This window comes from Stenotrophomonas sp. YJH_SMC_135 (assembly GCF_059372355.1).
This window is the reverse complement of record NZ_JCAFVN010000004.1, coordinates 332,917-359,077: the sequence shown is the minus strand read 5'-3', so window position 1 is coordinate 359,077 and position 26,161 is coordinate 332,917. Positions and strand designations below refer to the sequence as shown.

The 26,161-nt window shown below is 65.7% G+C and carries 19 protein-coding genes; 11 read left to right on the top strand and 8 right to left on the bottom strand.

The window, feature by feature from the left end; genetic code table 11:
• The first annotated feature begins 44 nt into the window (after positions 1 to 44).
• Together AC5P98_RS16345 and AC5P98_RS16340 are read left to right on the top strand one after the other, a co-directional pair.
• On the top strand, positions 45 to 1,040 hold the full coding sequence (locus tag AC5P98_RS16345) for an aldo/keto reductase (RefSeq protein ID WP_046433390.1): 996 nt from the start codon (positions 45 to 47) through the stop codon (positions 1,038 to 1,040).
• 175 nt (positions 1,041 to 1,215) lie between these two features.
• Positions 1,216 to 2,643 carry an amino acid permease gene (locus AC5P98_RS16340; protein ID WP_049408432.1) on the top strand — a complete coding sequence of 476 codons (1,428 nt, stop codon included), beginning with the start codon at positions 1,216 to 1,218 and terminating at the stop codon, positions 2,641 to 2,643.
• Positions 2,644 to 2,735: 92 nt separating this feature from the next.
• Here AC5P98_RS16340 and AC5P98_RS16335 read toward each other — a convergent pair whose 3' ends face one another.
• Both AC5P98_RS16335 and AC5P98_RS16330 read right to left on the bottom strand, forming a co-directional pair.
• On the bottom strand, positions 2,736 to 3,977 hold the full coding sequence (locus tag AC5P98_RS16335; protein ID WP_049408434.1) for a dipeptidase: 1,242 nt from the start codon (positions 3,975 to 3,977) through the stop codon (positions 2,736 to 2,738).
• Positions 3,978 to 4,112: 135 nt separating this feature from the next.
• Positions 4,113 to 5,282 carry a class I SAM-dependent rRNA methyltransferase gene (locus AC5P98_RS16330; RefSeq protein ID WP_032958445.1) on the bottom strand — a complete coding sequence of 390 codons (1,170 nt, stop codon included), beginning with the start codon at positions 5,280 to 5,282 and terminating at the stop codon, positions 4,113 to 4,115.
• Positions 5,283 to 5,668: 386 nt separating this feature from the next.
• Between AC5P98_RS16330 and AC5P98_RS16325 the strand changes: the two genes are divergently transcribed.
• The gene (locus AC5P98_RS16325) at positions 5,669 to 6,631 is read left to right on the top strand and encodes a TerC family protein (protein WP_495230112.1); all 963 of its coding nucleotides are present in this window, start codon (positions 5,669 to 5,671) and stop codon (positions 6,629 to 6,631) included.
• 106 nt (positions 6,632 to 6,737) lie between these two features.
• Positions 6,738 to 7,508: a rhomboid family intramembrane serine protease gene (locus AC5P98_RS16320; RefSeq protein ID WP_032958447.1), complete on the top strand. Its 771-nt coding sequence runs from the start codon at positions 6,738 to 6,740 to the stop codon at positions 7,506 to 7,508.
• Between the two features lie 153 nt (positions 7,509 to 7,661).
• Here AC5P98_RS16320 and AC5P98_RS16315 read toward each other — a convergent pair whose 3' ends face one another.
• From AC5P98_RS16315 to rpmH, 6 genes are all read right to left on the bottom strand, one after another.
• Entirely contained in the window at positions 7,662 to 8,768 is a 1,107-nt protein-coding gene (locus AC5P98_RS16315) for a glycerophosphodiester phosphodiesterase (RefSeq protein WP_049408437.1), read from the bottom strand.
• A 147-nt stretch (positions 8,769 to 8,915) separates the two neighbouring features.
• Entirely contained in the window at positions 8,916 to 10,265 is a 1,350-nt protein-coding gene (gene mnmE, locus AC5P98_RS16310; protein WP_049408439.1) for a tRNA uridine-5-carboxymethylaminomethyl(34) synthesis GTPase MnmE, read from the bottom strand.
• A 3-nt stretch (positions 10,266 to 10,268) separates the two neighbouring features.
• Entirely contained in the window at positions 10,269 to 12,941 is a 2,673-nt protein-coding gene (locus AC5P98_RS16305; protein WP_032958459.1) for a polysaccharide deacetylase family protein, read from the bottom strand.
• 115 nt (positions 12,942 to 13,056) lie between these two features.
• A complete protein-coding gene (yidC, locus tag AC5P98_RS16300) occupies positions 13,057 to 14,772 on the bottom strand; it encodes a membrane protein insertase YidC (RefSeq protein WP_014648955.1) in 1,716 nt (571 codons plus the stop codon).
• Positions 14,772 to 15,266, bottom strand: a complete 495-nt coding sequence (gene rnpA / locus AC5P98_RS16295) for a ribonuclease P protein component (protein WP_080053031.1) — start codon at positions 15,264 to 15,266, stop codon at positions 14,772 to 14,774. The genes yidC and rnpA overlap by 1 nt, the downstream gene beginning before the upstream one ends.
• 5 nt (positions 15,267 to 15,271) lie before the next feature.
• Positions 15,272 to 15,412 (bottom strand): 50S ribosomal protein L34, encoded by a 141-nt coding sequence (gene rpmH, locus AC5P98_RS16290; RefSeq protein ID WP_005411729.1) that lies wholly within the window; start codon positions 15,410 to 15,412, stop codon positions 15,272 to 15,274.
• Between the two features lie 255 nt (positions 15,413 to 15,667).
• On the opposite strand from rpmH, the gene dnaA reads away from it, so the two are divergent.
• The 7 genes from dnaA to AC5P98_RS16255 all read left to right on the top strand — a co-directional run bounded on the left by dnaA (position 15,668) and on the right by AC5P98_RS16255 (position 26,153).
• Positions 15,668 to 16,999, top strand: coding sequence for a chromosomal replication initiator protein DnaA (dnaA, locus tag AC5P98_RS16285; protein WP_014645405.1), 1,332 nt, complete (start codon positions 15,668 to 15,670; stop codon positions 16,997 to 16,999).
• A gap of 275 nt (positions 17,000 to 17,274) precedes the next feature.
• On the top strand, positions 17,275 to 18,375 hold the full coding sequence (gene dnaN / locus AC5P98_RS16280; RefSeq protein ID WP_005411731.1) for a DNA polymerase III subunit beta: 1,101 nt from the start codon (positions 17,275 to 17,277) through the stop codon (positions 18,373 to 18,375).
• 991 nt (positions 18,376 to 19,366) lie between these two features.
• On the top strand, positions 19,367 to 20,461 hold the full coding sequence (gene recF / locus AC5P98_RS16275; protein WP_049408442.1) for a DNA replication/repair protein RecF: 1,095 nt from the start codon (positions 19,367 to 19,369) through the stop codon (positions 20,459 to 20,461).
• Positions 20,462 to 20,573: 112 nt separating this feature from the next.
• Positions 20,574 to 23,033 (top strand): DNA topoisomerase (ATP-hydrolyzing) subunit B, encoded by a 2,460-nt coding sequence (gyrB, locus tag AC5P98_RS16270; protein ID WP_014645407.1) that lies wholly within the window; start codon positions 20,574 to 20,576, stop codon positions 23,031 to 23,033.
• 67 nt (positions 23,034 to 23,100) lie between these two features.
• Complete coding sequence (locus tag AC5P98_RS16265; protein WP_032958467.1) at positions 23,101 to 23,949, top strand: CPBP family intramembrane glutamic endopeptidase; 849 nt, start codon at positions 23,101 to 23,103, stop codon at positions 23,947 to 23,949.
• Positions 23,950 to 24,020: 71 nt separating this feature from the next.
• Positions 24,021 to 24,827: a M48 family metallopeptidase gene (locus AC5P98_RS16260; protein WP_049408445.1), complete on the top strand. Its 807-nt coding sequence runs from the start codon at positions 24,021 to 24,023 to the stop codon at positions 24,825 to 24,827.
• 132 nt (positions 24,828 to 24,959) lie between these two features.
• Positions 24,960 to 26,153, top strand: a complete 1,194-nt coding sequence (locus AC5P98_RS16255; RefSeq protein WP_014035419.1) for a tetratricopeptide repeat protein — start codon at positions 24,960 to 24,962, stop codon at positions 26,151 to 26,153.
• Positions 26,154 to 26,161: the final 8 nt, after the last annotated feature.

Genomic DNA, 26,161 nt, shown 5'->3' with positions numbered 1-26,161 from the left:
GCCACTGCCCATCCAGACGTGGCGCCTTCCCCAAGGAGATCCACATGAAGACCCGTACTCTCGGCCCCGCCGGCCCCACCGTGTCCGCCCTCGGCCTGGGGTGCATGGGCATGAGCGCGTACTACGGCGGCCGCGGCAGTGACGATGACGGCATTGCCGTCATCCGGCACGCGCTGGACCGTGGCGTGACCCTGCTCGACACCGCCGATGTGTATGGCCCGCACACCAACGAGGTGCTGGTCGGTCGCGCGATTGCCGGCCGCCGCAACCAAGTGTTCCTGGCCAGCAAGTTCGGCATCGGCCTGGACCCGGCTGACCCGAAGGCGCGGCAGATCAACGGCCACCCGGACTATGTGCAGGCCGCCTGCGAGGCCAGCCTGCGCCGCCTGGGCGTGGACCACATCGACCTGTACTACCAGCACCGCGTCGACCCGACCGTGCCGATCGAGGACACCGTGGGTGCCATGGCACGCCTGGTGGAACAGGGCAAGGTGCGCTGGCTGGGCCTGTCCGAGGCCTCGGCGGCCACCCTCCGCCGCGCCCATGCGGTGCACCCGATCACGGCGGTGCAGAGCGAGTACTCGCTGTGGTCGCGCGAGCCGGAGCAGAACGGAGTGCTGGCCACCACGGCGGAGCTGGGCATCGGCTTCGTGCCGTATTCGCCGCTGGGCCGTGGCTTCCTGACCGGCGCCATCCGCAGCCCGGACGACTTCGACGCCGACGATTACCGGCGCACCTCGCCCCGCTTCGAAGGCGAAAACTTCCAGCGCAACCTGGCACTGGTGGACACCGTGCAGGCGCTGGCCGCCGAGCGCGGCATCGCTGCCTCGCAGCTGGCGCTGGCCTGGGTGCTGTCGCGCGGCGGGCACATCGTGCCGATCCCGGGCACGACGCGGCGGGCACGGCTGGACGAGAACCTCGCTGCACTGCAGGTGGAACTGGATGCGGCCACGCTGGACGCATTGGATGCGGCCTTCCCGCTGCATGCCGCGGCCGGCGAACGCTATTCGGTCAGCGGCATGGCCAACATCGAGTCCTAGCGGAGGCCGGGACGAACGTACACCGGTGGCTGCCGCCGGATTGTGCCGATTCCGGCAGCCTGGCCGGGGCGCAGCGCGTGCCCCGCCATGCATGACCCCCGTCAGTGGTAATGCTGCGCTGCGTTCGGTCACACTCGGGAACTTGTCGTTCTTAGTCACCCCTTCCGAGGCCTGCATGTCCCTGTTCCGGCGCAAGTCCCTAGATTCCGTCACCGTCCACGAAGCCGGCAGGCGCCTGATCCCGACGCTCAGCTGGCCGCACCTGATCGCACTGGGCATCGGTGCCATCGTCGGCACCGGCATCTACACGCTGATCGGCGTCGGTGCCAATCTGGCCGGCCCGGCCGTGCTGATCTCCTTCGCCATCGCCGGTGCGGTCTGCGCCTGTGCGGCGCTGTCCTATGCCGAGCTGTCGACGATGATGCCGGCCGCCGGCAGCGCCTACACCTACAGCTACAGTGCGCTGGGCGAGGTGTTCGCCTGGGTGGTGGGCTGGAGCCTGATCCTGGAGTACTCGCTGGTGGTAAGTACGGTGGCGGTGGGCTGGTCCGGCTACTTCGTCGGCTTCCTCGAATGGGTCCACACCCAGTTCGGCTGGAACGTGCACCTGCCGGCCTGGCTGGCAGCCGGCCCGCACGTGGAAGGCGGCATGATCAACCTGCCGGCGATCATCATCACCTGGCTGGTGGCCGTCATGCTGATGGCCGGCACCAAGGAAAGCGCCACGCTCAATGCCATCCTGGTGGTGTTCAAGCTGATCGCGCTGGCGATCTTCGTGGCCGTGGCCCTGCCTGCGTTCGACAGCGCCAACCTGCAGCCGTTCATGCCGTATGGCTTTGCCAAGTCGATGGGCCCCGATGGCGTCGAGCACGGCGTGATGGCGGCAGCGGCGATCATCTTCTTCGCCTTCTACGGCTTCGATGCGATCTCCACTGCTGCGGAGGAGACCAAGAACCCGGGCCGTGACCTGTCGATCGGCATCATCGGTTCGATGATCGGCTGCACCATCGTCTACGTGCTGGTGGCGCTGGCTGCAGTGGGTGCGATGAGCTACGCCGTGTTCGGGCACAGCGCCGAGCCGCTGGCGCTGATCATGCGCCAGCTGGGCCATCCGACAGCGGCGATGGTGATCGGCGTGATCGCGATCATCGCGCTGCCGACCGTGCTGCTGGCCTTCCTGTACGGCCAGAGCCGCATCTTCTTCGTGATGAGCCGCGACGGCCTGCTGCCGCGTGGCCTGTCCAAGGTCAACGCGCGTACCGGCACGCCGGTGGCGACCACGCTGTTCACTGCGGTGGTGGTGTCGGCGCTGGCCGGCGTGGCCCGCCTGGACGAGATCGCCGCGCTGGCCAATGCCGGTACCCTGGCCGCGTTCACTGCAGTGGGCGTCTGCCTGGTGGTGCTGCGCCTGCGCGAGCCGGACCGCGCGCGCACGTTCCGCACGCCGCTGGCCTTCGTGGTTGGCCCGCTGGCCGCACTGGGTTGCATCTACCTGTTCATCAGCCTGCCGCACACCACCCAGCTGTACTTCCTGTTGTGGAACGTGGCCGGCCTGGTGCTGTACCTGCTGTACAGCCGACGCCATGCGCTGATCGCGAAATAGACCGATCACCGGTAGTGCCGGCCGCTGGCCGGCACCTCTCATCCTGTTGATACGGGCAATGCCGGCCAGCGGCCGGCACTACCACAGGGCGGTCAACCGCCCTGCTTTGCCGCGTAGTCCTGCGCCTGGCGCATCACCCGCAGCAGGTTGCCGCCCCAGATGCCGGCAATCTGCTGCTCGGTATAGCCCTTGCGCAGCAGCCAGGCGGTGATCTTCGGCAGCTGGCTGACATCGGGCAGGTCACTCAGGCCGCCGCCGCCATCCCAGTCCAGGCCGATACCCACGTGCTCGGGGCCGACCACCTTGAGGATGTGCTCGAAGTGGGCGAAGAAGTCGTCGAGGCTGGCATGGCGCACCGGGTGCTCGTGGTCCAGTGCCTGCTCGGCCTTCAGCAGGGCAACACCCTGCTCGATGCCCATGCCTTCCCAGCCGCCCAGCTGCTTGCTCAGCGCTTCTTCGGCCTGCTTGCGCTCGGGCGTCTTCGCCGTGTCGATCAGGTAGCCGCCATAGGCGTTCACCTGGATCACGCCGCCGGCCTTGGCCAGCTTGCGCAGCCGCGCGTCATCAAGATTGCGCGGGTGGTCGTACACCGCCTTGGCCGAGCTGTGCGACAGCACGAAGGGCACCGGCATCATCGCCAGCAGGTCGTCGAACACCGCGTCCGAGGCATGCGACTGGTCGATCACGATGCCCAGCTTCACTGCCTGCCGCACCAGCTCCTTGCCGGCCGGACTCAGGCCCTTCCACTCCGCGCCCTTGGGATCGGTGGCCGAATCGGCGAACTCGTTGTTGGCGAAGTGCACGGTGCTGAGCAGCCGCAGGCCGGCGCGGTGGTAGAACGAGAGCAGGCTCGGGTCTTCCACCAGCGGGCTGGCATTTTCCATGCTGATGTAGACCACGCGCTTGCCGGCGGCCTTGATCCGCGCCGCATCATCGGCGGTCAGTGCCAGCGCGAAGCGCGCGGGATTGGCCGCCAGCATCTCGCGGATTTCCAGCAGTCGCTGCAGGCCGTGGTCACGCTCGGCCAGGTGGGCCGCTGCGCTGCGATCGCCCTGGTCGGTGTAGATCGCCCAGAAACCGCCATCGAGCGCACCTTCGACCATGCGCGGGTAGTCCACCTGCGAAAGCGCGTTGCGGTCGTGGCGCTGCTCGATGTCGAAGCCGGTCCGGCCGAAATTTGCCGGCGTATCCAGATGGCTGTCGAGCGTGACCAGGCGCTGCTGCAGCGCCTTGGCACGGGCCAGTTCCTCGGCGCTGAACTCGATGGCATGAGCCGACAGCGGCGCGCACAGCGCCACGGCGAGCACGACGGACAGGTGGCGCAACGATGGCATGGGCTCTCACCGGCAATGGGAAGAGCCCGACCATAGCGCTGCACCCGGCCTTTTTGTAGAGCCGAGCCCATGCTCGGCTGCCAGACAGATCATCCGAGCGTGGGCTCGGCTCTACAGAGATCGGCAGTGACGCGGTCAGTCGACCACGCGGCAGAACACGGCCTTCAGGTAACGCGATTCCTGCACGTGGGCCATGAACGGGTGGTCCGGACCGGCGCCGGCCACCTTCAGGATCTGGATCGTGCGGCCGGAGAAATACGCCGCGCGGCGCAGCATGTCGAGGAACTGGTCCTCGGCCACCAGGCCGGTGCAGGAGAACGTGGCGAACAGGCCGCCCGGCTTGACCACGCCCAGCGCCAGCTTGTTCATGTCCAGGTACTTCTTCAGCGCAGTGATGACCTGGTCGCGGTCGCGGGTCATCTTCGCCGGGTCCAGGATCACCACGTCGTACTGCTCGCCACGATTGGCCGCATCACGCAGCCACGGGAAGATGTCGGACTGGACGAACTTCGGGCGCACGTTGTTCAGGCGCGAATTGCCCTTGGCGATCTGGATGACGTCTTCATCGATGTCGATGCCGACCACTTCCGAGGCGCCTCGCGCCGCCGCGTACACCGCAAAACCGCCGGTGTTGCAGCACAGGTCCAGCACGCGCTTGCCTTCCACCTGCTGGCTCAGCCACTCGCGGTTCTCGCGCTGGTCGGCGAAGAAGCCGGTCTTGTGCGCACCGGCCGGGTCGGCGCGGAACTTGATGCCGTACTCGGTGATCACCGACGCCTCGGTGGTGGTATTGCCGTGGAAATCGAAGCTTTCCTGTTTCTGCACGTGCTCATCGGCGAAGCTGTGGAAGCGGCAACCCGGGAACTGCTCGCGCAGGGCGTCGTAGATCCACTCGCGGTGGCGGAACATGCCGGCGGCGAAGAATTCGACCACCACCAGGTCGCCGTAGCGATCCACCACCAGGCCGGACAGGCCGTCGCCTTCGCTGTGCACCACGCGCCAGGCGTCGGAGACCGCGTCGAGCTTGAGCACCTCACGGCGCAGTGACACCGCCTGGGCAATCTTGCGCGAGAACCAGCCGGCATCCACCGGCACGTTCTGGTCGGTCTCAAGGATGCGCACGGCAATGCGCGAATGCCCGTTGTAGAACCCGCGGCCAATGAACTCGCCATCAATGCCGACCACGTCGACGATGGAACCGGGCTTGGGCCGGACGGTCGGCTTCTCGACCAGTTTCTGGAAGATCCACGGGTGGCTGGAGCGCCACGCATTCTTGAGGCGGACAATCGGAAGGGGGGTATTCATCCACCCATTGTAAACCGGGCGCCGGGGTCAGATCCCCGAAGGGGCTCTGACCCCCGCCGGCGTGCCAACCAAGGTTGGCACCCACCAGGCCGGAACAGGCTCGGGAATGGGGTCAGAGCCCCTACGGGGATCCGACCCCTCGTCCCCCATTTGACGGCGGCCCAGCCAGACGGCAGAATCGGCGCCAGAAGGGGAGTAGCTCCCAGACGTTGTCGCCGTCATTTCGAGCCCGCAGGCTCCGGTGCAACGGCAGTTCCAGCCGACTGGAACTGCGAGCGAGACCTTCGCCGTACTGGCGAAGCTCTGTCCCTGGATCCCCCTCCCGATCCTCCGTTGCAGATCCTCGCCGTCCGGCCTGGCATTCATCTTTCCAACGGACATTCCCAATGCAGACGATCGGTAACGTGTGGTTGTGGGGCGGCTTCGCAGCGGTGGTGGTCATCGCCCTGCTGGTCGACCTCGTGTTGATGCGCCATGGTGGACCGCACAAGGTCACCTTCAAGGAAGCCCTGTGGTGGTCGATCGGCTGGGTCGCGCTGGCCCTGTTGTTCAACGCCGGCCTCTGGTGCTACCTGAATGAGACCGCCGGCCAGGTGGTGGCCAACAAGGTCGGCCTCGAATTCCTGACCGGCTACCTGGTCGAGAAGGCGCTGGCGGTCGACAACATCTTTGTGTTCCTGATGATCATGAGCTACTTCGCAGTACCGGAGGAGCAGCGCCAGAAGGTGCTGATCATCGGCATCCTGGGTGCGATCGTGCTGCGTACGATCATGATCTTCGCCGGCAGCGTGCTGATCAGCCAGTTCCATTGGCTGCTCTACGTGTTCGGTGCCTTCCTGCTGTTCACCGGCTGGAAGATGTGGTTCGCCGCCGGCCAGGAACCGGATCTGGAAACCAACCCCGCCCTGCGCTGGATACGCAAGCACCTGCGCCTGCTGCCGGACTACGCCGGCAATGCGCTGAGCGTGAAGCGCGATGGCGTGCGCTGGTTCACCCCGCTGTTCGCGGTGCTGATCCTGATCGCGGTCACCGACGTGATCTTCGCCGTGGACAGCATCCCGGCGATCTTCGCGATCACCACCGACCCGTTCATCGTGCTCACCTCCAACGTGTTCGCGGTGCTGGGCCTGCGTGCGATGTTCTTCCTGCTGGCCGGCATGGCCGACCGCTTCCACCTGCTGCCGTACGGCCTGGCGCTGGTGTTGGCCTTCATCGGCATCAAGATGATGATCATCGACCTGTTCAAGATCCCGACCCCGGTGTCGCTGGGCGTGGTCGCGGTGATCATCGCCGCCACCGTGGTGCTGAGCCTGAAGTACCCGCCGAAGGAAGGCTCGGGCCACGCCTGAGCCTGGGCGGTGGGAAGACGCGGCCGGCGGGATTGTCCCGCCGGCCGCACCCACTCTCCCGCAACAGTGGCCTTGGTTTCGCGCCAGCCACCGCCATTGCTGAGGTATGGACAACAACACGCCCCTGCCCGCCGGCGACGTGCCGGCCCCCCGCAATGACCGCTCGCGCATCCTGCGGGCGTTCAATGTCAGCCTGGCGGCCGTGCTGGTGCTGGTGGCCGTGTTCGCCCTGCAGGGCACGTTCGACTGGCGACCGTGGGCGGTTGCGCCACTGGAAGCCAAGGGCCTGCTCGGCCTGATCGGCGGCCCGATGCTGCATGCCTCGGTCGAGCACATCGCCGCCAACAGCATCGCCATCCTGATCCTCGGCACCCTGGCCGGCAGTGTGTATCCCAAAGCCACCGTGCGCGCCCTGCCCCTGCTGTGGCTGGGTTCGGGCCTCGGCGCGTGGATGCTGGGCAATCCGGGCAGCGTGCACCTGGGTGCCAGTGGCGTGACCCATGGCCTGATGTTCCTGCTGGCCAGCCTCGGCCTGCTGCGCCGCGACCGTGCGGCAATCGCCACCGGCCTGATCGGCATGCTGTTCTATGGCGGCATGCTGATGACCATCCTGCCGCATGCCGATGGCGTGTCCTGGCAGTCGCACATGGGCGGCGCCTTCGCCGGCATCATCGCCGCGCTGCTGTTCCGCAACGCCGATCCGCTGCCGCCGCGCCAGCGCTACAGCTGGGAAGACGAAGAAGACGAGGCAGAGCCGCTGGCCGACGACGAGCTGGAGCCGCCGTCTCCGCAGCGCGTACCGGTGTTGTGGCAGCCGCGCGAGGGCCAGGACTACGTGGTGATCCCGTTCCGCCGCCCGGACGAGCCGCGCGGTTGAGGTAACGGTAGTGCCGGCCACTGGCCGGCAACCTCATGAACCGGTAGTGGCCGACCTTGGTCGGCGCGGTTGTTGCGTGCCAACCAAGGTTGGCACCTACCAGAGCACACCGGCCCCCGGGTAGCGCCGGGCCATGCCCGGCGCGTTGATCGCTCAGTTCCCCGCCGCGCCCATCCCGTCCACCGCCTGCCGGCCGAGCGCGGGATCATCGGTGAAGAACGCATCGATGCCGGTCGCCAGGTAGGCGCGCATCTCAGCGATCGAGCCTTCGACGTTGCGCGCGTTGTCGGCGCCCTTGCGCAGGTTGCTGGGCTGGAAATGGTTCTCCGGGCGGAAAGTGTACGGAATCACCATCAGGCCGGCCGCATGCGCATCACGTACCAGCGCGGTCGGCGTGCCCAGCGCACCCTTCGCATCCAGCGGAATGATCGAACGCAGCTCGGGGCCGATGCCATCGGCGTAGCCGGCGATGTCCTTCAGCCCGGCCGGGGTCATCATCTGTGCGTAGGTCAGCGTGCCGCCGGCCTTGGCGATGTCGGCCGGCTGGGTATCGCCCTTCCACAGCAGCTGCAGCAGGCGGATGTTGCTGCCCCGGCCGATCTTGCCATGCAGGTAGCGCAGGTTGGCGGTCTCGAACGACTGGATCGTGACCGGGCCGACATTGGTGTACGCGTTGCCACGCAGCGCGGCCAGCAGCTTGTCTTCCATCGGCAGGCCGATGGACTGGAAATAGGTCGGGTGCTTGATCTCCGGCACGAGGCCGATGCCACGGTTGGCGCGCCCGGCCTGCTGCACCAGGAAGGCCAGGATCTCGTCCAGGCTGGCGATGCGGAACTGGCCGTCGTAGGCGGTGCTGCGCAGTTCCGGCAGGCGCTCACGGGCGTACAGGGTCTTCAGCTCGGCCAGGGTGAAGTCCTCGGTGAACCAGCCCTCGACCTGCTGCCCATCGATCACCTTGCGGGTGCGGCGGCTGGCGAACTCCGGATGCGAGGCGACGTCGGTGGTGCCGCCGATCTCGTTCTCGTGGCGGGCCACCATCACGCCGTCCCTGGTCATCACCAGGTCCGGTTCGATGTAGTCGGCGCCATCGGCGATGGCCTGCGCATACGAGGCCAGGGTGTGCTCGGGCAGCAGTGCGCTTGCCCCGCGATGGCCGTAGACCGACACCTTGGGCACGGCCGGGGTGGAGGATTCAGCACTCATGGCCACCGATGGTGCCACGGCCAGCGACAACAGCAACGCACAACCCCACGACTTCACTGCGACTTCCCCAAGCGGTATGTGATGGGCGTCAGTATGCGGCGGCAATGTGACAGGTGGGGGACCTGGGGTCGGATCCCCGCAGGGGCTCCGACCCCGTGGCGGAACCGTGCAGGGTCAGAGCCCCTTTGGGGATCTGACCCCGTGTTACTTGCCAATGCAGAAACTGGAGAAGATCCTCCCCAGCAGATCATCGGCACTCATCTGCCCGGTGATCTCACCCAGCGCATCGTGGGCCAGCCGCAGTTCCTCGGCGGCCAGCTCCAGGTGCTCGTGCGCCAGCTCGCCATCGGCGCGCTGCGCATGTTCCTGCGCGCGTTCAATCGCATCCACGTGGCGCGTACGCGCGGAGAACTCGCCGTCCACCTGCTCACCGGCACCGGCCGAAGCTATCGAACGCAGGCGCGCATGCAGATCGTCGAGCCCGGCGCCGGTGGCGGCCGAAACGAACACCCGATCCGGATCATCCAGCGACGGCAGCGCCGCCAGCAGATCCGACTTGTTGTGGATGTAGAGCTTGTGCGGTACCGCCGCCACGGCCTCGCCCAGCGCCGCTTCACCGGCCGCCGGATCGCGCGCATCCAGCACGATCAGCGCCAGGTCGGTGCGCTCGATTTCCACGTGGGCGCGGCGCATGCCTTCGCGTTCGATGGCGTCACCGCCGTCGCGCAGGCCGGCGGTGTCGACCAGGGTCAGCTCCAGGCCATCCAGGCGGATGGTTTCGCGCAGGGTGTCGCGGGTGGTGCCGGCGATGTCGGTGACGATGGCGCGTTCGCTGCCGGCCAGCGCGTTGAGCAGTGAACTCTTGCCGGCATTGGGCGGACCGATCAGCACCGCGTGCAGGCCATCGCGCAGGCGACGGCCGCGTTCGGCATCGCGGCGCAGAATGGCCAGATCGCTGCGCGCCTGTTCCAGCCCACGCCGTACCTGCGCGCCACCGAGGGTATCCAGCGGTTCGTCGGCGAAGTCGATGGCCGCTTCCACGTGGATGCGCAGCAGCACCAGCTGCTCGACCACCGCATCGATGCGGCGCGAGAACACGCCATCCAGTGAACGACGCGCCGCGCGTGCGGCACGGTTGTCGCCCGCAGCGATCAGGTCGGCGATGGCCTCGGCCTGGGCCAGGTCCAGCTTGCCGTTGAGGAACGCCCGTTCGCTGAACTCACCCGGCCGCGCCTGGCGCGCACCGAGCGCGATGCAGCGCGCGACCAGCTGCTGCAGCAGCACCGGGCTGCCATGGCCCTGCAGTTCCACCACCTCTTCGCCGGTGAAACTGTTCGGTGCCGGGAACCACAGCACGATGCCATCGTCGATGACCTCGCCGTCGGCATCACGCAGGCGCGCGTAGTGCGCGTGGCGCGGGCGCAGTGCAGGCGCCCCCAGCGCATTGGCAATCGCCGCAGCGCGCGGACCGGACAGGCGCAACAGGCCGACACCGCCGGCGCCGGGGGCGCTGGCGATGGCCACGATGGTGTCGGTGCGGATCGCGTCGTTCATGGCTCAGAGCTTCTCCAGCTGCGCGCGCGCCTGGGCCGCGCCACTGCCCTGCGGCTGCAGCGCCAGGTAGGTGGTGTAGGCCTGCTTCGCCTTGGCCTTGTCGCCGGCGTTGAAGTAGGCATCGCCCAGGTTCAGATGGGCCACCGCGCGCGACGGGTCGATCTTCAGCGTGTTCTCCAGCCAGCGCGCGGCTTCTGCATAGCGCTGCTGGCGGTAGTAGACGAAGCCGAGGTTGTTGGCGGCCTGGGCGAAATCAGGACGCAGCTTCAGCGCTTCGGCGAACTGCGCGGCTGCCTCGTCGTACTGCTTCTCGCGGTACAGCTGCAGGCCGCGGTCGTTGGCCTGCTGCGCGCGCTGGCGGTCGGACGCCGGGCCAGCGGTGGGCACCACCAGCTTGGCCTTGCCACCCTGCAGGTCGGCCACCGTCACCGGCGCCTGGCTGCCCTTGGCCTCGCTGGCCGCGTCCACCTTGTTGTTCAGCGCGATCGCATCGGCGGTCAGCTGGCGCGTATCGGCGTTGAGGAATTCCTGGCTGTCCGGCACCTGGAACACGAACTCGCCGCCCTGCGAACCGGGCAGGCTGCCGAAGGCCGGGGTCTGGTGCGAGACCGCCGATACGGCCGGCGCCACGTAGGCGGCCAGCTCGGTACCGGTGATCAGGCCGTCGCCGTTGAGGTCGCCCTTGCCGGCCAGCGCCTGCAACAGCACCCAGGTGAACACCGAATGGCCGTTCGGGCCAGCATCGGCCACCTGCTGGTCGGCACCACCGGCGGTCAGCATCTGCCGCGCGCTGCGACGCGCGTTCTCGCGCAGGAACGACGACGACGACGGCCCACCGCGGGTCAGGCCCAGGCCGCTGTAGCAGGCATCCATCACGAACATCACATGCTTGGCCTGCATGCTCTCGGCAATGTTCTGGATGTCGGTCATCGCGATGGCGTCGGTGGCGAATTCCTTCGGGTCCGAATCGACCGGAATGATGTAGCCCAGGTCGCGCCCGGAAGCGAGCTGGCGGGTCGCGCCATGGCCGGCGAAGAACACGAACACGCGGTCGTTCTTGCCGGTGCGGTCATCGGCCAGGCGATCGTGGAAGGCCGCGAGGATGTTGTTGCGGGTCGCCTGCTCGTTCTTCAGCACGATCACCTGCGAGGACGGGAAGCCGAACTGCCCGGTCAGGGTATCGGCCACCGCCTGCGCGTCGTGGCTGGCGTACTCCAGCTTCGGCCACTTGGCATAGTTGTCGATGCCGACCACGATCGCCCAGGACTTCTCGTAGCCGGTGGTGACCGTGGCGGCACCGGCATCACCCTTGCGCGCACGGGCGACAGTGAAGTCACGGCCGTTCCAGCCGGCGAACTGGTAACCATCGGCGATCAGCCGGTCGAGGATCTGCGGCAGCGCCTTCACCGCCCGGTCGTGGATGTCGTGGAACAGGATGATGCCGCGCTGTTCCTTGTTCACCTGGTCTAGCACGCGCTGCACGATCGATTCCGGTACCGGGTCGGCCCAGTCCATCGAGTCGATGTTCCACATGATCGACTTCAGCCCGGCCTCGTTGAGCAGCTGCAGGCCTTCGGCGTTGCGCGCGCCATACGGGAAACGGAACAGCGGCGCGCGCTTGCTGTCGACATCCTTCAGCAGCGTGTCGGTGTCGAGCACCTGCTGGCGCAGCGCGTCACCGGTGGTGCGCGACAGCTGGGCGTGGGTCAGGCTGTGGTTGCCGACCGCATAGCCCTCTTCCATCAGGTTGCGGCTGATCTTCGCCATCGGGCCAAGGCTGACCTTGCCATCGGCCTCGACCTTGCCAAGGTTGCGGCCCACTTCAAAGAACACGCCCGGCACGTCGTAGCGCTTGAGGATGGCCACCACTTCATCGGTATAGGCCTTGTGCGGGCCATCGTCGAAGGTCAGCACCACGGTCTTGGCCGGCAGGTCGCGGCCGAAGATCTCGCGGTCGCTGTCCTTCATCGACATCGGGTAGGGCTCGATCACGCCGTAGTCGCGCAGGATCGCTTCGCGGCTGTAGTCCTTGTGCAGGTGGGCGATGTAGTCGTCCCACTTCTCACGCTTCAGCTCGATGGCACGGGTGCGCTCGAAGCGGCTGAAGATGCGGGTCAGTTCCTGGTTGTAGTTTCGCTCGATCTCGTCGAGTGCCTCCAGGTCCTCGCCGATGCGCTGGTGCAGCTTGACCGCCGGCAGCGACGAATCAGTGCCGACCCGCTCATGCAGATCACGCAGCACTTCGCGGAAGGCCAGGCGGTCGGCGTCGAACAGTTCCGGCGCCGACTCGATGTAGTCCAGCACGGTGCCGAGGGTGGCGAAGCGCTGCGGGCTGGAGCCGCGCAGCAGGGTGTCGAACTGCGCGGCGATCGCCGTGCGCTGTTCCAGGCCATCGTGGAACAGCTGCTGGCCCACACGCGTGGAGGTGCCGCGGTCGGCGGCCGATTGCTGTTCCTCGTCTGCCAGCAGCACGATGATCCGGCGGTAGCCGTCGAGCTGCTTCTGCAGCGCCGCCAGCAACGGCGCGGCGGCCGGATCGGCGGCGGCCGCGGCCTGCGCGCTTGGCTGGGTGACGGTGGTCGCCGGCGCCTTCGCGTCCTTGTCGCCGCAGCCGGCAACAACCAGGGTCAACAACAGCGAGGGCAGGAACAGGCGGAACGACGACGCACGCGGCATGGCGGACTCGAAGGTGGGAGGAACGGTGTGCCGGCGATTCTACCGCCGCATGCGAAAAGCCCGCCTTGCGGCGGGCTTTTGCTGGGGTCGGCCGGCCAGCGGCCGGCTCTACCGATTACTTCTTCTTGACCGGGGCCGGAGCGGTGGTGGCCGCAACCGGCTCGCCGCCATGGCGCTTGGTCATCCACCACTGCTGCAGCAGGCCCAGGCCACCGTTGACCACCCAGTACAGGACCAGGCCGGACGGCATGAAGGCCATCATGACGCCGAACACCAGCGGCATGAACTGCATCATCTTCTGCTGCATCGGGTCCATGCCCGGTGCCGGGGTCAGCTTCTGGGTGAACCACATCACTGCCACGTTGATGACCGGCAGGATGAAGTACGGGTCGCGTGCGGTCAGGTCCTGGATCCAGCCGAACCAGGGCGCCTGGCGCAGTTCGACCGATTCCACCAGCACCCAGTACAGGGCGAAGAAGATCGGCATCTGGATGAGGATCGGCAGGCAGCCGCCCATCGGATTGATCTTTTCCTTCTTGTACAGCTCCATCATCGCGGTCTGGAACTTCTGGCGGTCATCGCCATAGCGTTCCTTCAGCTGCGCGATGCGCGGCTGGAAGCGGCGCATCTTGGCACCGCTCTTGTACTGGGTCGCCGACAGCGGGTACAGCACCAGCTTCAGCAGCACCACCAGGCCGACGATCGCCCAGCCCCAGTTGCCGACCAGCTTGTGCACCTGGTTCAGCACCCAGAACAGGCCCTGGCCGATCACCGCCATCATCGAGAAGCGGCTGTAGTCGACCACGCGGTCCAGGCCCGGCACGTCTTCCTTGGCGATCAGGTTGACCAGCTTCGGGCCGACCCATAGGCGGGCCTCGGTGCTGGTGGACTGGCCCGGGGCCACGGTGAAGGCCGGGCCACGCGCTTCAATCAGGTCACGACCGGCCACCTGCGACAGCACGTAGTGCGCGGTCTGGTCCTTCTGCGGGATCCAGGCGGTGAAGAAGTGGTGCTGCAGCATCGCCAGCCAGCCGCCGGTGATGTTCTGGTTCAGTGCGCCGTCGTCCAGGTAATCCTTGAACGCACGACGCTGGTACTTCTTGTCGTTGTCGTACCAGGTGGCGCCGTTGAAGCTGAACGAATCCGGGTTGGTCATGCTCCGCGACAGGATGGTCGGGGTGCGGTCCAGGGTGCGGTAGACGTAGCCGTTCCACGGTGCGGCGCCGGCGTTGCTGACTTCGTCCTTGAAGCGCACGGCGTACTCGTTGCGCGAGACGGTCAGGGTGCGCTTGATGGTCACGCCGTTGTCGGCGGTCCACACGAACGGGATCTGCAGTTCGTTCTGGCCCTTGGCCAGCACGAAGTCCTTGGTATCACCGACCAGCTTGAAGCCGTCAGCGCCGGGAACCGGGGTGTTCTTGTCTTCGCTGGCCCAGCCGCTGATCGCGCTGTACGGATGCGCGGGGTCTTCGGTCAGCAGGCGAACCGGCGGGCTGCCTTCGTCCTTGGTCTGCGGGAACTGCAGCAGCTCGGCATCGAGCACACGGCCGCCGTCCAGCACCAGGCGCAGCACGTCGGTGGTGACGGTCACGCGCTGGCTGGCCGGGGTGGCGCTGGCCTGGGCCTGCACAGCGGCCTGGCCCGGCGCACCCGGGACCTGCGCGCTGGGGATGCTGCCCGGGGTCGCGCCCGGAACACTCTGTGCAGCAGCCGGGGCCGACGTGGTCGTCGGTGCCGGGGTCGGAGCAGCCTTTTCACGGCTCCACTCCATCCACAGCAGCACGGCCACCATCAGCCAGGCAAAAATGAGGAATACGCGGGTCTGGTTCATCAGCGGACAGGCTCGGCGGGGCCGGGACGCGATGCCGGCTCGGTCAAAGAAGGAGTTGCGATGCCATCAGGCGGCGGCATTGTGCCGTCCACGCCCGGCGCGGGCAATGCACGCAGGCGACGCAGCAGGCGCAGGAAGGCCTGGCGGATCTCGTCGTTGCTGGCGGAACGCGCAGCACTACGCGCCACGACGACGAAGTCGCCTGGCTGGATTTCGGTACGTGTCTGACGCAGGATGTCGCGCAGGACGCGCTTGATCCGGTTACGCCCCACGGCGTTCGGATCAACCTTGCGGGAAACCGCCAGACCCAGCCTGGCCGGCCGGTCAGCCGGCAGCCAGTGCAGGGTCATCAGCGGATCGGACACACGGCGGGCGCCGTTGAAGACCGTTGAATATTCGGCACGCGTGCGAACCCGCGCAGAGCGAGGGAATCGCTTGCGCGGGTCTGCAGTATTCACTGTCGAAGGGATTGCGTCTGCCGCGGGGTGCGGCATGGCAATCAGGCGCTCAGGACTTTGCGGCCCTTGGCGCGGCGACGCGACAGGATCTTGCGGCCGTCAGCGGTCTTCATACGGGCACGGAAGCCGTGGTCGCGCTTACGCTTGAGGTTGCTGGGCTGGTAGGTGCGCTTCGTGGCCATTGGGGGCCTCTCGTATGAATGGGACGGAAAGAACCGGAAATTCTAGAGAGGTACCCTACCCCGCGTCAACCCCTGGCAGCTACGCGAATTCACCGGGCTGTGCAATAGCTGTGGATGTTTTTGTGAATAAGTAGGGGACAAGCATTCCGAAGGCGGGCGCTCGGTGGTAGTCTGAGCCATCCATTTCCCCCCTTTCCGGCCTGTGTTTGGGCGCCTTGTCGCGTCCATGCCCCGGCCACCGGACGATTATTGCTGATGGATGCCTGGTCCCGTAGTCTCGAGCGCCTCGAAGCGGAGTTCCCGCCGGAAGACGTTCATACCTGGTTGAAGCCGCTGCAGGCCGATCTGCGCGTGGACAGCCTGGTGCTGTATGCACCGAATGCCTTCATCGTCGACCAGGTCCGCGAGCTGTACCTGGCCCGGATCCGCGAGCTGCTGGCGCATTTCGCCGGTTTCAGCGACGTTTTTCTTGAAATCGGCTCGCGCCCGCGCCCTGTGGAGGCGCAGAACGCGCCGGTTTCCACGCCGTCGGCGCATGTGTCCAGCGAACCGCAGGTGCCCTTCGCCGGCAATCTGGACAGCCACTACACGTTCGCCAACTTCGTCGAAGGCCGCAGCAACCAGCTGGGCCTGGCCGCCGCCTTCCAGGCAGCGCAGAAACCGGGCGACCGGGCGCACAACCCGCTGCTGCTGTACGGAGGCACGGGCCTGGGCAAGACCCACCTGATGTTCGCCGCCGGCAACGCCATGCGCCAGGCCAATCCAGGTGCAAAGGTGTTGTACCTGCGTTCGGAACAGTTCTTCAGCGCGATGATCCGGGCCCTGCAGGAAAAGACCATGGATCAGTTCAAGCGCCAGTTTCAGCAGGTGGATGCGCTGCTGATCGATGACATCCAGTTCTTCGCCGGCAAGGACCGCACCCAGGAAGAGTTCTTCCACACCTTCAACGCGTTGTTCGATGGCAAGCAGCAGATCATCCTGACCTGCGACCGCTATCCGCGCGAAGTCGAGGGCCTGGAAGCGCGCCTGAAGTCGCGGCTTGCCTGGGGCCTGTCGGTCGCGATCGAACCGCCGGACTTCGAGACCCGCGCCGCGATCGTGCTGGCCAAGGCGCGCGAACGCGGTGCCGAGATTCCCGATGATGTTGCGTTCCTGATCGCCAAGAAGATGCGCTCCAACGTGCGCGACCTCGAGGGCGCGCTGAATACCCTGACCGCCCGCGCCAACTTCACCGGCCGCGCGATCACCACCGAATTCGCCCAGGAAACCCTGCGCGACCTGCTGCGCGCCCAGCAGCAGGCGATCAGCATTCCCAACATCCAGAAAACCGTTGCCGACTACTACGGCCTGCAGATCAAGGATCTGCTGTCGAAGCGTCGGACCCGCTCGCTGGCCCGTCCCCGCCAGGTCGCCATGGCACTGACCAAGGAACTGACCGAGCACAGCCTGCCCGAGATCGGCGACGCCTTTGCCGGTCGCGATCACACCACGGTGCTGCATGCCTGCCGCCAGATCCGGACCCTGATGGAGACCGACGGCAAGCTCCGCGAAGACTGGGACAAGCTGATCCGGAAGCTGAGCGAATGATGCACGGATGCCGATGAGGCGTCATCGCACAAAACGGTGCAGAATCCGGTAGCAAGCGCGGGACACGTTGTGGATAAAAATGCCGTTTGAAATCGCGCCAGATTTATCCACAGCTTTCCCCACCCCTTGGGGGTCGGTAATACAGAGGGTTTCGAGGTCTGAAATACCTTTAATTACAAAGACTTAGCATTGTTTTCCAGCGATTCTGTCTCTACCAGCACCACCAAGCTTTTGATTTATTCCACATTTTTTAAAGCATAGGGGCACGGAACCACATGCGTTTCACACTGCAGCGCGAAGCCTTTCTCAAGCCGTTGGCACAGGTCGTCAACGTGGTCGAACGCCGCCAGACCCTTCCGGTTCTGGCCAATTTCCTGGTCCAGGTGCAGAACGGCCAGCTGTCGCTGACCGGTACCGACCTGGAAGTGGAGATGGTGTCGCGGATCGCGGTTGAAGATGCCCAGGACGGCGAAACCACCATTCCCGCCCGCAAGCTGTTCGAGATCATCCGCGCCCTGCCCGACGGCAGCCGGATCACCGTCTCGCAGACCGGAGACAAGATCACCGTGCAGGCCGGTCGCAGCCGTTTCACCCTGGCCACGCTGCCTTCGAACGACTTCCCGTCGGTGGATGAAGTCGAAGCCACCGAGCGCGTGGCCATCGGTGAGGCGACCCTGAAGGAGCTGATCGAGCGCACCGCGTTCGCGATGGCCCAGCAGGACGTGCGCTACTACCTCAACGGCCTGCTGTTCGACCTGCGCGGCGATGCCCTGCGTACCGTTGCCACCGACGGCCACCGCCTGGCGCTGTGTGAAACCGATCTGGCCAAGCCCAGCGGGTCCAAGCGCCAGATCATCGTGCCGCGCAAGGGTGTGACCGAACTGCAGCGACTGCTGGAAAGCGGCGATCGCGAGATCGAGCTGGAAGTCGGCCGCAGCCACGTGCGCGTCAAGCGCGACGATGTCACCTTTACCTCCAAGCTGATCGACGGCCGCTTCCCGGACTACGAAGCGGTGATTCCGATCGGTGCCGACCGTGAAGTGAAGGTTGATCGCGAAGCGCTGCGCGCCTCGCTTCAGCGCGCCGCGATCCTGTCCAACGAGAAGTACCGCGGCATCCGCGTGGAAGTCTCGCCGGGCAACCTGAAGATCAGCGCGCACAACCCGGAACAGGAAGAAGCCCAGGAAGAGATCGAAGCCGATACCACGGTCAGCGATCTGGCCATTGGCTTCAACGTGAACTACCTGCTGGATGCCCTCTCCGCCCTGCGCGATGAGGAAGTCATCATCCAGCTGCGCGATTCCAACTCCTCGGCACTGGTGCGTGAATCCAGCAGCGAGAAGTCGCGCCACGTGGTGATGCCGCTGCGTCTCTGACAGCTGCTGTTCCACGTGGAACCGAACGACGCCCGGGATCTTCCCGGGCGTTTTTTTTGCAGGTTCCACGTGGAGCATCGAGAAGACGCAGTTCTCCGGACGACGTCACTTCCGTCGATGGGCTCGGTTGAAATCCGTTGCCTTTCCGGGATGTTCGTCTCGATCGTTGAAAACAGGATCGCTGGATCGTAGCAATGACGAGTCGCGATTGATCGAAAGTCCAGGTGCAGGATCCGATACTCGTCGCCTGTCCCCAGATCCGGCCAGACAGGGACCGATGATCCTGCATCGCGGCGCGATGGACTTCCCTCTGCAAACGCCGCTGTCCACAGGGAAGATTCGATGCAGATTGGGGCAAGCCTAGCTTCTAAATCTGGGTATAAATCTAAAGCATGGTGGTGATGGTAGAGCCAGATCTCGTGGAAAAACACCTTATCTGACTGATTTAAAAGAAATTTATGCACCTGAAACCCCCTGTATATCGGCCTCCCAGCCTGGGGGGGAACCTGTGGATAGTTTCGAAGGCATGGCAAAAGGGCTTTTTTATCCACAGATTGCCCATACCTTGTGTATAAGTCATACAGGGCAGCTGTGGACAGCGTGAAACGATCGGTCTGAATTCTTTGAAATCTGTGGAACCGCCCAGGGCATGGGATCGCAGATTTCAAGGAATCTGCAGGTTCATCCGCCGGCACTCGTCGGCGACGAGGTAAACGCTGTCCACAGCATCGCCTCAAATCGGCGAAATCCGAGGCTCACACCCCCGCAACCCTTCGCAGAATCGAAGGATTTCCAGGCTTGCCGAGGCCCGCATCTGCTGGGATGAGGAAACAGCGGCACGTGGAACCAGCGGTCAGGGCGCAGGCAGACCTGCGGTTCCTGCTCCATAGCCGGCCGGATAGCTGGCCGGGCACGTCCGGCTTGACCGATGCAGTAAGCTGATGGATTCCCTGCCCCTCTGCCGCCCCGTGCGGATGGTCTTTCGCGCCCCATGCTTATCCGCCGCCTCGCCCTGCACCAACTGCGTCGCTTCAATGCGGTGGAGCTGTCGCCCCAGCCGGGATTGAACCTGCTGACCGGCGACAACGGTGCCGGCAAGACCAGCGTGCTCGAGGCCCTGCACCTGATGGCCTATGGGCGCAGCTTCCGTGGTCGTGTCCGCGATGGATTGGTGCGGCAGGGCCAGGAAGCGCTGGAAATCTTCGTGGAATGGGACGAACAACGTGCCAATCACCCGCCGCACCGCCGAAAGGCCGGCCTGCGGCACAGTGGCCAGGATTGGAAGGGGCGTCTGGACGGCGAAGACGTGGCCCAGCTCGGCAATCTGTGCGCAGCGCTTGCGGTAGTCACATTCGAGCCAGGCAGCCATGCGTTGGTCAGCGGTGGTGGTGAACCCCGCCGCCGATTCCTCGATTGGGGCTTGTTCCACGTGGAACCTGATTTCCTGTCCCTGTGGCGCCGGTATTCGCGGGCACTGAAACAGCGCAATGCCCTGCTCAAGCAAGGTGGTCCGTCGCGTATGCTGGATACCTGGGATCACGAACTGGCTGAAGCCGGCGAACCGTTGACCAGCCGTCGGCAGCACTACCTGGAGCGTCTGCAGCAGCGCACCGTGGCGCTGGCTTCCAGCCTGGCCCCGCAGCTCGGCATCCAGGCACTGGAACTCAGCCCGGGCTGGCGTCGGCACGAGCTCCCTCTGGCCGATGCGCTGCTTCTGGCCCGGGAACGTGACCGCCAGGCCGGGTACACCTCGGTTGGACCGCACCGGGCGGACTGGAGTGTGGATTTCCAAAGCATTCCGGGTCGCGATGCACTGTCGCGTGGTCAGGCCAAGCTGACGGCATTGGCCTGCCTGCTGGCGCAGGCCGAGGACTACGCGGAACAGCGCGGCGAATGGCCGGTGATCGCATTGGACGATCTGGCCTCGGAGCTGGATCGCACCCACCAGGCGCGGGTTCTGCAGCGTCTGCTCGGTGGGCCGGCGCAGATCTTCATCACCGCCACCGAAACGCCGGCGGCGCTGCAGGAACTGACCCACATCGCCCGGTTCCACGTGGAACATGCACAGATCGTGGCTGTGCCATAGTGGGCACACCAGGGCCGCTCGACCCCGGCTGGTATAATTCGGGTTGGAATCCTTTCATTCTCGGCACATCGCTCCAAGCGGTGGCCGACCTGCGGAGCCTACGGCAAGCGCAATGAGCGACGAACAGAACACCCCGGCAAACAACGGCAATTACGACGCCAACAGCATTACCGCCCTGGAAGGCCTGGAGGCTGTCCGCAAGCGTCCCGGCATGTACATCGGCGACGTGCATGACGGCACCGGTCTGCACCACATGGTGTTCGAGGTCGTCGACAACTCGATCGACGAAGCGCTGGCCGGCCACGCCGACCATGTCGCGGTGACGATCCACGCCGACGGCTCCGTCTCGGTGTCCGACAACGGTCGCGGCATTCCGACCGGCAAGCACGAGCAGATGAGCGCCAAGCTCGGTCGCGAAGTGTCGGCCGCCGAAGTGGTGATGACCGTCCTGCACGCAGGCGGCAAGTTCGACGACAACAGCTACAAGGTGTCCGGCGGCCTGCACGGCGTCGGCGTCAGCGTGGTCAACGCGCTGTCGCAGAAGCTGCTGGTGGACGTGTTCCAGAACGGCTTCCACTACCAGCAGGAATTCAGCAACGGCGCCGCCGTGACCGCGCTGGCCAAGCTGGAAACCACCACCAAGCGCGGCACCACCGTGCGCTTCTGGCCGTCGACGGTCGCCTTCCACGACAACGTGGAATTCCACTACGACATCCTGGCTCGCCGCCTGCGCGAGCTGTCGTTCCTGAACTCCGGCGTCAAGATCGTCCTTGCCGACGAACGTGGCGATGGCCGCCGTGATGACTTCCACTACGAAGGCGGCATCCGCAGCTTCGTGGAGCATCTGGCCCAGCTGAAGACCCCGCTGCACCCGAACGTCATCTCGGTCACCGGCGAGCACAACGGCATCGTCGTGGATGTGGCGTTGCAGTGGACCGACTCCTACCAGGAGACGATGTACTGCTTCACCAACAACATTCCGCAGAAGGACGGCGGCACCCACCTTGCCGGCTTCCGCGGTGCGCTGACCCGCGTGCTCAACAACTACATCGAGCAGAACGGCATCGCCAAGCAGGCCAAGATCAACCTGACCGGCGATGACATGCGCGAAGGCATGATCGCGGTGCTGTCGGTGAAGGTGCCGGACCCGAGCTTCTCCAGCCAGACCAAGGAAAAACTGGTCAGCTCCGACGTGCGCCCGGCGGTGGAAAACGCCTTCGGCGCGCGCCTGGAAGAGTTCCTGCAGGAAAACCCGAACGAAGCCAAGGCGATCGCCGGCAAGATCGTCGACGCTGCGCGTGCACGCGAAGCGGCGCGCAAGGCCCGCGACCTGACCCGCCGCAAGGGCGCGCTGGATATCGCCGGCCTGCCGGGCAAGCTGGCCGACTGCCAGGAAAAGGACCCGGCGCTGTCCGAACTGTTCATCGTCGAGGGTGACTCGGCAGGTGGCTCGGCCAAGCAGGGTCGCAACCGCAAGAACCAGGCGGTGCTGCCGCTGCGCGGCAAGATCCTCAACGTGGAACGCGCACGCTTCGACCGCATGCTGTCCTCCGACCAGGTGGGTACGCTGATCACGGCCCTGGGCACCGGCATCGGCCGTGACGAGTACAACCCGGACAAGCTGCGTTACCACAAGATCATCATCATGACCGACGCCGACGTCGACGGCGCCCACATCCGCACCCTGCTGCTGACCTTCTTCTACCGTCAGATGCCGGAGCTGATCGAGCGCGGTTACGTCTACATCGGCCTGCCGCCGCTGTACAAGATCAAGCAGGGCAAGCAGGAGCTGTACCTGAAGGACGACCCGGCGCTGGACAGTTACCTGGCCAGCAGTGCGGTGGAAAACGCCGCGCTGGTGCCGGCCACCGGCGAACCGGGCATCGAAGGCCTGGCGCTGGAAAAGCTGCTGCTGGCCTATGCCGCCGCGCTCGATTCCATCGAACGCAATGCCCACCGCTATGACCGCAACCTGCTCGAAGCGCTGGTCGATTTCGTGCCGATGGACATGGACAGCCTGCGCAATGCGGGCGAAGGCGAAGGCCTGGATGCGCTGGCCAAGCGCCTCAACCAGGGCAGCCTGGGCAGCCCGCGTTTCAGCCTGGAACTGCAGGAGGCCAACGAGGAGCGCCCCGCCGCCGTGCTGGTGACCCGTCGCCACATGGGCGAGGAGCACATCCAGGTGCTGCCGCTGTCGGCGTTCGAAAGTGGCGAACTGCGTGCGATCCACCAGGCCTCCAAGCTGCTGCACGGGCTGGTGCGCGAAGGTGCAACGATTTCCCGCGGCGCCAAGTCGATCGAAGTCGACAGCTTCGCGAAGGCGCAGAACTGGCTGCTCGAGGAGGCCAAGCGCGGCCGCCAGATCCAGCGATTCAAGGGTCTGGGTGAAATGAATCCGGAGCAGTTGTGGGATACCACGGTGAACCCGGAGACCCGTCGCCTGCTGCAGGTGCGCATCGAGGATGCGGTCGCTGCCGACCAGATCTTCAGCACCCTGATGGGCGATGTGGTCGAACCGCGTCGTGACTTCATCGAAGACAATGCGCTGAAGGTCGCCAACCTGGATATCTGACACAATCGGGACCTGGCCGGTGCGCGGGGAGCTGCACCGGCCTTCGTCCCTTGAACGCAGGTACCTGATGTCCGCATCCGCCCCGGTCTCCGCCGCTCCGCCTCCGGTTCCGCCGCCGTCTACCCCGCCGCGCGCCGTGGCACCGTTGGCAGGTTTCTTCATCGACCTGGGCATCGCCGCCGTCACCCTGGTCGGCCTGAGCATGGTCACCGGACTGTTCTGGGGCTTCTACCGTGCGATCGTGGTCAGCCGCGCCAACGTCGCGGCCAATGGCGGTGCACTCACACCTGACAACGCCGGCGCGGCAGTGGGCCAGCCCGGGGCCCTGGCCCAGATCCTGATGGCCCTGATCGCCACCGGTGGTGCCGCGCTGCTGCTGTACTTCTGGCGGCGCCCGGCGAACGCCGGCGAACGCCTGGCCTCGCGACAGGCGCTGCAGCGTCCTTCCACCTGGGGCTGGACCCTGCTGGTGGCCACGCTGATCGTGGTTGGCAGCAACGGCGTCGCCTTCCTTTCCAAGCAGTTCGGCATCGAGCCGGTGCCGACCAACGTGGAACTGATGCAGAGCGCGATCGCGCGCTTCCCGTTGTTCCTGGTGCTGTTTGCGGTCGTCCTCGCCCCCGCCTACGAAGAGCTGCTGTTCCGTCGTGTCCTGTTCGGGCGCCTGTGGCAGGCCGGCCGCCCCTGGCTGGGCCTCATCCTCAGCAGCCTGGCGTTCGCCCTGGTCCATGAAGTGCCCGGTGTCAGCAAGAACTCGCTGCTGGGCATGGCGCAGCTGTGGCTGGTCTACGGCGGCATGGGTGCCGCCTTCTGCTGGCTGTACCGCCGCACCGGCACCCTGTGGGCGGCGATCACGGCGCATGCGCTGAACAACGCGGTGGCGCTCGCCGCAATGGTGTTCCTGGGGTCAACGTAACGCCGTGCCCGCTTGACGAAAGATTAAGCAGGTACGCTACACACTGCGCACATGAACACGGGGGCGGACCCATGAAACAACTGCTGCTGGCTCTAGTCATCACCACCGTGGTCAGTGCCTGTGCGACCACCACCTCGCCAACCGGAAGACGGCAGATGGTGGGCGGCGTATCGCAGGCACAGCTTGACCAGCTCGGCGCGCAGGCGTTTGCCGAGACCAAGCAGAAAGAGAAGATCAGCACCGATGGCCGCCAGAACGGCTACGTGCAGTGCGTGGTCAACGCGTTGGTCGCGCAGTTGCCGGCTCAGTACCGTGGCGTACGGTGGGAGACCGCCGTGTTCGTCGACAAAGAACCGAACGCCTTTGCCCTGCCCGGCGGAAAAGTGGGCGTGAACACCGGCATTTTCACCGTCGCCAAGAACCAGGACCAGTTGGCTGCCGTGATCGGCCATGAGATCGGCCATGTCATCGCGCGTCACCACGAAGAACGCATCACCCGGCAGATGGGCGCGCAGACCGGCCTGGCCGTGCTGGGCGCGCTGGCCGGTGCCGCCTATGGCGATGGCGCCGCCAGCACGGTCAACCAGCTGGGTGGGATGGGCGCGCAGGCGGCCTTCCTGCTGCCGGGTTCGCGCACGCAGGAAAGCGAGGCAGACGTGATTGGCCAGCGGCTGATGGCGCAGGCTGGATTCAACCCGGCCCAGGCCGTGGACCTGTGGCAGAACATGATGGCCGCCAGCGGTGGTCGCAGCCCGCAATGGCTGTCCACCCACCCCGATCCGGCCAACCGGATCCAGGAGCTGCGACGTGATGCACCGGGCCTGACGCCGGTCTACCAGCAGGCGCAGGCGGCCGGGCTGCGGCCAAAGTGCGGATGAGTGCGCAGTTCTATGCTGTATTGCAGCACATAAAACGATTTCTCACGCCATCTGTTTCTGATACGTTTGGCGGCTCAGATTTTTCTGACAGTCCGACTTTGCCGCTATCCGGCGGTTCGATCGAGGTGAACGATGATTTTCCGTAACCACAAAGCTGTGCTTTCCGTCCTCGTCGCGACCGCCCTGACCGGCGCCGTGGTCACCGATGCCTTTGCGCAGTCCTCGCGTTCCTCCGACCGTGGCAGCCGCGGCGGTAGCAGCAAGCAGGCCAAGGCCGAACCGCTGTACCCGAATGCGACCCGCCAGGAGCCGACCGCCAAGGCCTCGGCCAAGATGGGCAGCAAGCTGCAGAAAATGATCGACAGCTACAACAAGGAAAAGTTCCCGGAGACGCGCGAACAGGCTGACGCGATCCTGGCCGACAGCGCTTCCAACGAGTACGACAAGTCGCTGGCCGCGCAGCTGGCCTCGCAGGCCGCCTACCAGACCGACGACGTGCCGGGCGCCATCGCGTACCTGAAGCAGGTGATCCAGTTCAACGGCCTGGACAACAACGGCCACTTCCAGTCGATGCTGATGCTGGGCCAGCTGCAGCTGCAGGAAGACAAGACCGCCGAAGGCCTGGCCACCCTGGACAAGTACTTCGCAGAGAGCAAGTCGACCAAGCCGGAAGAGCTGATCGCCAAGGGCCAGGCGCTGTACCAGCTGGAGCGCTACCAGGAAGCGATCCCGGTGCTGAAGCAGGCCATCGCCGGCGCCGCCGAACCGAAGGACAACTGGAACCAGCTGCTGATGGCGGCCCTGTCCGAAGCCGGCCAGACCGGTGAGGCCGTGCAGGCCGCAGAAGCGCTGGCGGCCAAGAACCCGACGGACAAGAAGGCCCAGCTGAATCTGGCCAACATGTACATGCAGGCTGACCAGATGCCGAAGGCCGCCGCGGTGATGGACAAGCTGCGCAGCAGCGGCCAGCTCACCGAAGAGCGCGAGTACAAGCAGCTGTACTCGATCTATGCCAACACCGAGAACAAGGAAAAGGACGTCATCGCGGTCATCAACGAAGGGTTGCAGAAGGGCATCCTGAAGCCGGACTACCAGGTCTACCTGGCGCTGGCCCAGTCCTACTACTACTCCGACCAGGTGCCGCAGGCGATCGATGCGTGGCAGAAGGCTGCCCCGCTCTCCAAGGACGGTGAGACCTACCTGAACCTGGCACGCGTCCTGCATGCCGAAGGTCGCGTCCCCGAGGCCAAGCAGGCCGCCCAGCAGGCGCTGGCGAAGGGCGTGAAGAACCAGGCGGATGCCAAAAAAATCATCAACCTGAAGTAAGTAGGAAT

Coding starts and splice junctions, on each gene's coding strand:
- AC5P98_RS16345 (WP_046433390.1), top strand. CDS start 45: ATGAAGACCCGTACTCTCGGCCCCGCCGGCCCCACCGTGTCCGCCCTC.
- AC5P98_RS16340 (WP_049408432.1), top strand. CDS start 1,216: ATGTCCCTGTTCCGGCGCAAGTCCCTAGATTCCGTCACCGTCCACGAA.
- AC5P98_RS16335 (WP_049408434.1), bottom strand. CDS start 3,977: ATGCCATCGTTGCGCCACCTGTCCGTCGTGCTCGCCGTGGCGCTGTGC.
- AC5P98_RS16330 (WP_032958445.1), bottom strand. CDS start 5,282: ATGAATACCCCCCTTCCGATTGTCCGCCTCAAGAATGCGTGGCGCTCC.
- AC5P98_RS16325 (WP_495230112.1), top strand. CDS start 5,669: ATGCAGACGATCGGTAACGTGTGGTTGTGGGGCGGCTTCGCAGCGGTG.
- AC5P98_RS16320 (WP_032958447.1), top strand. CDS start 6,738: ATGGACAACAACACGCCCCTGCCCGCCGGCGACGTGCCGGCCCCCCGC.
- mnmE (WP_049408439.1), bottom strand. CDS start 10,265: ATGAACGACGCGATCCGCACCGACACCATCGTGGCCATCGCCAGCGCC.
- AC5P98_RS16305 (WP_032958459.1), bottom strand. CDS start 12,941: ATGCCGCGTGCGTCGTCGTTCCGCCTGTTCCTGCCCTCGCTGTTGTTG.
- yidC (WP_014648955.1), bottom strand. CDS start 14,772: ATGAACCAGACCCGCGTATTCCTCATTTTTGCCTGGCTGATGGTGGCC.
- rnpA (WP_080053031.1), bottom strand. CDS start 15,266: ATGCCGCACCCCGCGGCAGACGCAATCCCTTCGACAGTGAATACTGCA.
- rpmH (WP_005411729.1), bottom strand. CDS start 15,412: ATGGCCACGAAGCGCACCTACCAGCCCAGCAACCTCAAGCGTAAGCGC.
- dnaA (WP_014645405.1), top strand. CDS start 15,668: ATGGATGCCTGGTCCCGTAGTCTCGAGCGCCTCGAAGCGGAGTTCCCG.
- dnaN (WP_005411731.1), top strand. CDS start 17,275: ATGCGTTTCACACTGCAGCGCGAAGCCTTTCTCAAGCCGTTGGCACAG.
- recF (WP_049408442.1), top strand. CDS start 19,367: ATGCTTATCCGCCGCCTCGCCCTGCACCAACTGCGTCGCTTCAATGCG.
- gyrB (WP_014645407.1), top strand. CDS start 20,574: ATGAGCGACGAACAGAACACCCCGGCAAACAACGGCAATTACGACGCC.
- AC5P98_RS16265 (WP_032958467.1), top strand. CDS start 23,101: ATGTCCGCATCCGCCCCGGTCTCCGCCGCTCCGCCTCCGGTTCCGCCG.
- AC5P98_RS16260 (WP_049408445.1), top strand. CDS start 24,021: ATGAAACAACTGCTGCTGGCTCTAGTCATCACCACCGTGGTCAGTGCC.
- AC5P98_RS16255 (WP_014035419.1), top strand. CDS start 24,960: ATGATTTTCCGTAACCACAAAGCTGTGCTTTCCGTCCTCGTCGCGACC.